The 8,708-nt window shown below is 72.2% G+C and carries 3 protein-coding genes; 1 reads left to right on the top strand and 2 read right to left on the bottom strand.

Features of this window, described 5'->3' with window-relative positions:
* Positions 1-3,697: AMP-binding protein (locus NP777_RS42405; protein WP_256655530.1), on the bottom strand; the 3,697-nt coding region annotated here is incomplete at its 3' end.
* A 249-nt stretch (positions 3,698-3,946) separates the two neighbouring features.
* Between NP777_RS42405 and mhpA the strand changes: the two genes are divergently transcribed.
* Positions 3,947-5,497 (top strand): bifunctional 3-(3-hydroxy-phenyl)propionate/3-hydroxycinnamic acid hydroxylase MhpA, encoded by a 1,551-nt coding sequence (gene mhpA, locus NP777_RS42400; protein ID WP_308405378.1) that lies wholly within the window; start codon positions 3,947-3,949, stop codon positions 5,495-5,497.
* Positions 5,498-5,524: 27 nt separating this feature from the next.
* Here mhpA and NP777_RS42395 read toward each other — a convergent pair whose 3' ends face one another.
* Complete coding sequence (locus tag NP777_RS42395) at positions 5,525-8,407, bottom strand: helix-turn-helix transcriptional regulator (RefSeq protein ID WP_256655528.1); 2,883 nt, start codon at positions 8,405-8,407, stop codon at positions 5,525-5,527.
* Positions 8,408-8,708: the final 301 nt, after the last annotated feature.

Genomic DNA, 8,708 nt, shown 5'->3' with positions numbered 1-8,708 from the left:
CCACGCTCGCCGAGGTGCCGGTCATCAGGTGGCCTTCCAGACCGGCGGGGGAATCCGCCCCTTCGGTGGAGCCGACGCCGTAGTTCTGATGCATCATCCCGGCGAAGACGCCCACGTCCTGGCCCCGTAACGAGACCGGATCGATCCCGGCCCGCTCCAACGCCTCCCATGACGTCTCCAGCAGCAACCGCTGCTGCGGGTCCATCGCCAGCGCCTCACGCGGCGAGATCCCGAAGAACTCCGCGTCGAACTCCCCCGCGTCATACAGAAACCCGCCCCGCCGCGCATAGCTCGTCCCGGCGTGATCCGGATCCGGATCGAAGAGGTGCTCCAGATCCCATCCCCGATCCGCCGGGAACTCCCCGATGCCCTCACCACCTGCGAGAACCAGCTCCCACAACTCCTCCGGCGACCCGACCCCGCCCGGCAGCCGACACGCCATCCCCACGATCGCGATCGGGTCATCGGCCACGCCCACGCCGGCGCCCGCGACCATGGCCGAACCCGGGGCCGGAACCGAGGCGGTCGGCACCTCCGGCCCCACTTCCGCACCGCCGAGCAGTTCCCGCCGCAGCAGGCTCCCCAACGCCACCGGGGTGGGGTGGTCGAAGGCGGAGGTGGCGGGCAGGCGCAGCCCGGTGGCCTCGCTCAGCCGGTTGCGCAGCTCCACCACCGTGACCGAGGTCAGGCCCAGGTCGGTGAAGGCCCGCTCGGGCTCGACGGCGTGCTTGTCGGCCAGGCCCAGCAGGTCGGCCAGGTGTTCGCGGACGAGATCGGTGAGCAGCCGGTCCCGATCGGCCTCGTGCGCGTCCGATATCCGTTCCCGCAGAGCCACCGTGGCGGCCTCGTCCACGGTGGCGGTGCGCGCCGGGACGTCGATCAGGTCCTGGAGCAACGGGGAGGTCGTCCCGGTCGGCACGGCGGTCGGGTCGAGTTTCACCGCGACGAGTTGGGCCTCGTCCACGGCCAGGGCGGCGTCCAGCGCCGCGAGGGCCTCCCGAGGGCTCAGAGCGCCGGCCGTCTCGTCGGTCTCTCCCTCCCACGGACCCCAGGCGATGGACTGGGCCGGTACCCCTCGCACCCGCAGATGCTGGGCGTAGGCGTCGAGGAAGGCGGCGGAGGCGGCTTCAGTGGTCTCCCCTGCCGCGCCCAGTGACCCCTTGGTCGAGGAGGACAGCACGAACGCGGTGAGATCGGCGTTCCGGATCAGCTCGTACAGCGTTCTGGCCTCGGCTGCCACGCGCCCGTCCGACGGCTCGTCCACGGCCTCCCAGGCGTGGACGACCACGTTCAAGGGGCTGCCGGCCTTGGCCAGCGCCCGCCTCAGTTTGGTGCGGTTGTCCAGGGCGCATTCGACCAGCCGGACATCGGCTCCGGCGTCGGCGAGCTGGGTACACAGCTCGTTGGCCAGGCCGCCCTGCCCCGGCGGAGCGATCAGCAACAGGTGTCGGACGCCGTAACCGGTCACCAGATGCCGGGCGATCGCGGCGCCGCGCCGGGTGTCCACTCCGGTGACGACGGCGGTGCCATGGGGGTCGAAGGCCACGGGCACATTCCGCTCGGCATCCGGACCCAGGCCCAGGCCCGCGTCCAAGGCCACGCGCTCAAGGCGCGGCAGCAGCACGACGCCCGAGCGCACCGCGCTCTGGGGCTCGCCCGACGCCACCGCCGCCACCAGTGCACCGGCACACGCCGCGTCATCCGGCTCGTCGAGGTCGACGATGGCGATACGGCCGGGATGAGCGGCTTGCAGGGAGCGCACCAGCCCCCACAGCGCGGCCTGTTCCGGATTCGGCACGTCCTCGCCCGCGGTCGTCGCCACGGCACCTCGCGTGGCCACCACCAGCAGCCCATCGGACAGCTCGGCGGAGGCCAGCCATGTCTCGACGTCCATCAGGACACCCTCGGTGGTGTCCGCGGCGGCCGACAGCAGTGCCACGGCGGGCGGGGGGCTTCCGGCGGCCACCGCCGCTCTCAGGCCGGCCATGTCGATGTGCTCGCCCAGCTCGGTACCGCCGGAGGCCCCCAGCAGGCCGACGAGCCCGGGGGCATGCTGGCCGAGCAGCGCCCAACGGCGGGGCCAGGGCTGAAGAGCGGACGGTTGAGGTACCCACCTCGTGCGGAAGAGCGCGTCATGGTAGGCGTTGCCCACCGCACGCAGCCGTGCCGGGCCGTCCAGCAGCCGGTGCCGGGTGACCTTGCCGGTCGCGGTGCGCGGGATCCGTTCGATCTCGTACAGCTCCTCGGGCACCTTGAAGTACGAGAGCCGCTCCCGGCACAGGGCGAGCGCCTGGGCCGGGTCGAAGCCGCCGGGTGCGGGCACGATGAAGGCCACCGGGACTTCGCCGAAGACGTCGTGCGGCTTGCCGACCACGGCGGCGTCGGCCACACCGGGCGCTGTCCGCAGGACGTCCTCCACCTCGACGGGGTGGATGTTCTCCCCGGCGCGGATGATGAGTTCCTTGAGCCGTCCGGTGACCGTCAGATAGCCGTCCCGGTCGCGGCGGGCGAGGTCGCCGGTGTGGAACCAGCCGTCCCGGAGCGCCTCGGCGGTGGCTTCGGGCTGGTTGTGGTAGCCCGCCATGACGTTCGGGCCGCGGACCCACACCTCGCCCTCGGTCCCGTCGGGCACGTCCAGGCCGGTGCGGTGGTCGACCACCCGCAGCGCGAGGCCGGGGACGGGGAGTCCGCAGGAGCCCTCGACCCTGGCCCCGGTGGGCCAGTTGACGGCGATCGAACCGGAGGTCTCGGTGCTGCCGTACGCGTCGATGAGCGGGGCCCCGAAGGCGTCCTCGACCGAGCGCCGCAGCGCCGCCGTGGTCACGGCGCCACCGACCAGGCCCACCCGCAGGCCGGGGGCGGTGTATCCGGGCGCCTTGGAGGCGCGGACGAGGTAGTGGTACAGCGTGGGGACTCCGGCGATGACCGTGGAGCGGTCCTCGCCCCACAGCTCCAGCACGTCCTCGGCGGAGTGTCCGTCGGTGATCCGGGCGGTCGCTCCGACCGCCGTCACGGCCAGCACGCACACGATGTGGGAGAGGCTGTGGAACAGGGGCAGCGGCCAGAGCACACGGTCCTCGGCGGTGAGGCCGAGCGCGGGTACGTAGGACGCGGCGACGGACCAGAGGCAGTTGCGCTGGGTGGCGAGCACACCCTTGGGTTTGCTGGTGGTGCCGGAGGTGAAGAGCATCCAGGCGATGTCGTCGAGCCCGTGGTCGTCGCGGGCCGGTGTGTCCGGCTCGGTGGTGGCGAACCGCTCGTAGGACAGGCAGCCCGCCGGGACCGGTTCCTCGCCCACCACCAGTACGGTCAGCGGACTCGCCCCGGGGGCGAGTCGGCGCAGCAGCGGCAAGTGGGCGGAGTCGGTGATGACGACCTGGCTGCCGCAGGCGGTGAGCAGATGCTCCAGTTCGGCCTGGGAGACATGCGGATTGACCGGGACACCGATTCCCCCGGCGCGGACGACGGCGAAGTAGCTCTCCACCATCTCGACACGGTTGCCGAGGTACATGGCAACGCGGTCGCCCGGCAGCAGGCTCAGCCCGGCCAGATGGCCGGCGAGTCGGCGGGTGCGCGTCTCCAGCTCGGCGTAGCTGATGGCGCGCCGGGCGTCGGCGTAAGCGGTCTTGGCGCCGAAGCGGCGGCTCTGTTCGGTGAGGAGGTCCTGGATCGGTCGGATCAGTTCGGCGCGCAGCATGCCACCTCTCCCCTCCCTGCGGTCAGGGTTCCAGGTGACGCGTCAGCGGCTTCACCCATTCCAGCTTCACACCGGAAAACTAGGAGAATCCCCTGATTCACCCCCCTCATCCCCCCTTACTTCGTGATCACCAAACCCCCTTTGTCCCGGTCCGTTCGGCCTCCGCTGGTAGGTTCGCCGCACCGGAGGAGGGAGGGGCGGATGCGCTCTGCGGGCTCTGGGCGGGGGTCGGACACGCCGGCTGCGGATGTGCTCATCGTCGGTTACGGACCCATCGGTCAGGTGCTGTCCATCCTGTTGGCCACCCGGGGGTGGCGGGTGCTGGCCGTGGAGCGGTGGGAAGACCCGTACACACTGCCGCGGGCGACCAGCTTCGACGGTGAGACGGCCAGGACGCTGGCGTCGCTGGGGGTGGCCGGTTCGTATCCGGAGATCGGTCTGCCGGCCGACGCCTACGACTGGCGCAACGCCGAGGGCAGGTCCCTGCTGCGGGTCGAGCTGGCCGAGCGGGGTGCGCACGGCTGGCCGGAGACGACCACGATGCACCAGCCGGCGCTGGAGGCGGTGCTGTGCGCCCGCGCCGAGCGGCTGCCCAACCTGCGGGTACTGCGCGGTTACGCCGCGACGGACCTGGTGGACAGCGGCACCGGGGTGGAGCTCACGGCGACGGACACGGCGGGCAGCGGCCTGCGGTGCGGCGCCTCCTGGGTGGTCGGGTGCGACGGGGCGAACAGCTTCGTCCGCGACCACATCGGGGTGCGCCGGACGAATCTCGGCTTCTCCTTCGACTGGCTGCTGTGCGATGTGGTGCTCCACGAACCACGCGTGTTCTCCCCGCTCAATGTGCAGTACTGCGATCCGGCCCGGCCGACGACGGCGGTCGGCAGCGGACCGGGGCGCAGGCGCTGGGAGTTCATGCGGCTGCCCGGGGAGAGCGTGGCCGAGCTGAACCGGGCGGAGACGGCCTGGCGGCTGCTGGAGCGCTTCGATGTCACCCCGGAGAACGCCACCCTGCACCGGCACACCGTCTACAGCTTCCAGGCCGCCTGGGCGGATGAGTGGCGGCGGGGGCGGGTGCTGCTGGCCGGGGACGCCGCCCATCTGATGCCGCCGTTCACCGGTCAGGGCATGTGCGCGGGCATCCGGGACGTGCTCAATCTGTCCTGGAAGCTGGATCTGGTGCTGCGGGGCGCCGCCGGTGAGGGGCTGCTGGACACGTATCCGCATGAGCGCATCGGCCATGTGCGGGAGGCCATCGACACGGCGGTGCGGCTGGGCAGAGTGCTGTGTGTGACCGACGCCGCCACCGCCGCGAGCCGGGACGCATCGCTGCTCGCGGGCGGCGCCGGCACCGGCCGCGGCGGGCAGCACGGCGCCGCCGGTCCGCCGCTGCGGACCGGCCTGCTGTACACCGGGATCGGCACGGCGCCGGTGCCACCGGCCGGGGAGGTGATGCCCCAGGGCCGGGTGCGGCACGAGGGCGTGACCGGGCTGTTCGACGAGGTGGTGGGCACCGGTCCGGTGCTGCTGGGGTCGGCGGATCCGGCCGTGGCGTTGGAGGGGTCCGAGCTGAGCTTCCTCACCGGACTCGGTACGCGGGTGGTGCACCTGGTGGCGGAGGGCGCCGGGGCGGCGCCGGGCGCCGTCATCGACGTCGACGAGGTGTATCTGCCGCTTCTGAAGGCGGCACGGGCACGGTTCCTGCTGGTGCGCCCGGACCACCACATCTACGGCGCGGCCCGCACCTCACGCGAACTCACCGCGCTGGTCGGCCAGTTCAGGTCCGGGCTGTCGAAGTGAGTTGAAGTGACCGCGGTGAGATGAAGGCTAGAGGAAGTGCGGCAGATCCTGCCGCCGCTTGACGTTGACTTTACGGAACACCCGCGTGAGGTGCTGCTCGACCGTGCTCGCGGTGATGTAGAGCTTGGCGGCGATCTCGCGGTTGGTGTAGCCCTTGGCCGCCAGGAGCGCGATCCTCCGCTCCTGTGTGGTGAGCGCGGACAGCCCGTCCTGGCGCTGATCCGCGGACATCGCGGCCTCGGGGTCGATGGGGTCGAGCGCGGCCTCCCGGCACAGGTGCTCGGCCCCGGTCTGCTTCGCCAGGTACCAGGCGCGATGGGCCACCCGGCGGGCGTTGCGCTGGTCCCCGGTGGCCTTGAAGGCGATACTGAGGTCGATCAGCGCACGCGCCAGCTCGTAGTCGTCGCCGCTGTCCTTGAGCATGTCGACGGCCTCGGTGAGCAGTTGCGGGCGGCGGGTGATCCGGCTGACCGCCGCCAGGGTGCGCAGGGACAGCCCGCGGGCCCGCGAGGGGCCCGGCAGCAGCCGGGCCATCTGCTCCCGTACCAGACGTTTGGCCTGGTCCTGGTCGTCCTGCGCCAGCCATGCCTCGGCCGCGCTGGTGCGCCACGGAACCACGTCGGCGCCGGGCGTCTGAAAGGCCTCGGCGAATCTGCCGCAGGCCAGGAAGTCCGCGAGCGCGGCCTGGGAGTGGTGGGTGGCCAGCCGGTAGTGGCCCCGGGCGTGCAGATAGTGCGCGCCGTGGCGGCTGTGCAGGGCCTGCTCGGGGATCGGCTGCGCCACGTACTTCTCCGCCTGCTCCAGCCTGCCGGAGCGGGTGGCGGCCAGGATGGCGCAGCCCAGCACCCCGGCCAGGCCGATGCCCCAGCCCTGGGGCGGTACGAGGGCCATGGCGCGGGCCGCCAGGTCGTGGGCGGGGATCAGGTGTCCCTGCCGTAGCTGGGCCTCGGCGCGGATGGCGAGGAACTTCCCCTGCCAGGCGACGGCATGGTGGGCGGCGGCCTCGGTCTCGAGCTTCTCGCACCAGGCCACGACCTCGTCCAAGCGGCCCGCGTGGAGCAGCGTGCGCAGGGCGAGCGCTCCGGATTCGGCGTTCCACAGTGAGCCGTGGTCGAGGTGGAAGGTGCGCAGCAGCAGTTCGGCGCGGTGCGTCAGCTGGTCGTTGCCGCCGCGGGTCAGATCGTCGGCCAGGGCGACCGCCGAGGGCAGCCACGGGTCGTGGCAGGGGGCGGCCTCCGGGGTGGCGGCGGCCACCGAGTGGGCCAGTTTCCGCAGCCCGGTGTGGAGCGGGTACGCCATCGCCGCCCAGTTCGTCAGGGGGCGGATGTCCTCGGTTCCGGAGCCGGCGCCCCGGTGGGCGCGGGTGCGCAGGGCGTCCAGCAGGGCGGTCAGCTCATCGAGGGCACCGGCCTTGGCCAGGCCCAGCACCAGTTCGGAGACCTCCCGGCGGTCCAGGTGGCCCGCGGCGAAGTCGCGCAGCTGGGGGCGGAGATGGCGGACGGCGACCTGGGGTTTCAGCTGCCACTCCAGCCTGCTGAGCCGGGCGCGGATGCGTGCCGCTGTGGGGTCGTCGGCCCGGGTGTGCTGGGCGAGGTCCAGACAGCTGAGCGCGGTGCTCACATCGCCGGTCGCCAGCGCCTCGTCGGAGGCCGTGACCAGGACCTCGGTGGCGCAGTCGGCATCGGCGTCCCCGGCGCTCAGCAACTGCCCGGCCACCGTCAGCGCGGGCGCCCCGGCCTCGTGCAGCAGCTCGGCGGCCGCGCGGTGCAGTGCGGTCCGGCTGTCGGCGGGCATGTCGTCCAGTACGGCGGTGGCGGCCACCGGATGGCGGAACGCCTGGCCCTTGGTGAGCAGTCCGGCGTCGGCCAGGGCGTGCAGGGCCCAGCCGGTCACCGTGGCATCCACCCCGGCCAGCCGGGCCACGTCCGCCACCGGCGCCGCGCCGCCGAGCACGGCGAGGGCGCGCACCACGGACAGCATCGACGGCCGGGAGTGCGCCACGAGCTCGAGCAGCGCCCGTCCGTAGCCATCGGGATAGCAGGCGCCGCCCGCCTGCTGATCGATGATCAAGGCGTGGACGGCCAGGGGGTTGCCGCCGCTGATGCGGTGGAACTCCGCGGTGAGCCGGGGGGAGGCGATATGCGGTCCGAGCAGCCGGACGGCCAGGGCGTCGACTCCGCTGCGACTCAGGGGCCGCACGGCGATCCGGTGGGCGTTGGGACTCTGCGAGAGGAGCCCGGCCAGCAGGGGCGAACGCGGCCATCGCAGGGTGTGGTCATCGGTGAGGAGCACCAGGATACGGGCGGAATGCAGCCACGGAACGATGCCGGCGAGGAAGTGCAGCGAGGGCGGGTCCAGGTAGTGGGCGTTGTCGACGCAGATCACCAGGGGGGTGGTCTCGGCGAGATGGGCCAGCTCCATGGTGAGCTTCTGGAAGACGTCGACGACTCGCGTCTCCCAGCCGCCCCCGGCTAACCGCCCGTCGGTGACGGTGTGTTCGACCGCCGAGGCGAGCAGGGCGCGCACCCGGTCCCGGCTGGGCGGCGGAATCGTCATGCCGTGGAAGAGCTGGGTCACCACGCCGTACGGCAGCAGGTGCTCCCGGAGCGAGGCGGTGGCTCTCAGGACGCGGGCGCCGCCCGGTTCGAGGGATTCGAGGAACTCGTGCACCAGCCTGCTCTTGCCACTTCCCAGCGGCCCGTCCACGACGGTCAGCTGCCCCTTGCCTCCCGTGGCATCGGCGAGCAGCCGATCCAGGACGGCCCGGATGTCATCGCGCTCGACCAGGTCGGGAAGCGCCCCGCCGGGAGCGCGGTCCCCCTCGTCCGCCCGGTCCTCCTGGTCCCTCCGGAAACCGATCGCCGGCCGACCGGCGCCGACCGTGGAATCGTGGCATTCCAACAAGCTCACAGGGCACCCCGCTTTCTGACATTCCTCCATCCGCGCGGCCGCTTCATGGGGCGTGCCCGCGCGAAAGCGCATGACGAGCAGGCAGAACTCCTCAGCGGCACAGGTGCGTTGTCCACCCTTGATGCCCGTGGCCCACCGCCAGCGGGAGAGAAATGGATGAGGGAAAGACGCGAGCCGGCCGGAGTCTTGTGTTTCAACAGCATGCGAACAGCGTGTGGCGGCTGTGACATGCACCGAGTAGGGGGCGACATGCACCGGGTAGGGGGCACTCTCGGGTCCTATGCGTAGGTCCCGGCGCACC

It is taken from the genome of Streptomyces rugosispiralis (genome assembly GCF_024505145.1).
In the GTDB taxonomy this organism is placed as follows: Bacteria; Actinomycetota; Actinomycetes; order Streptomycetales; family Streptomycetaceae; genus Streptomyces; species Streptomyces rugosispiralis.
The sequence above is the reverse complement of the archived record's forward strand: the minus strand, read 5'-3'. Positions and strand labels throughout refer to the sequence as shown.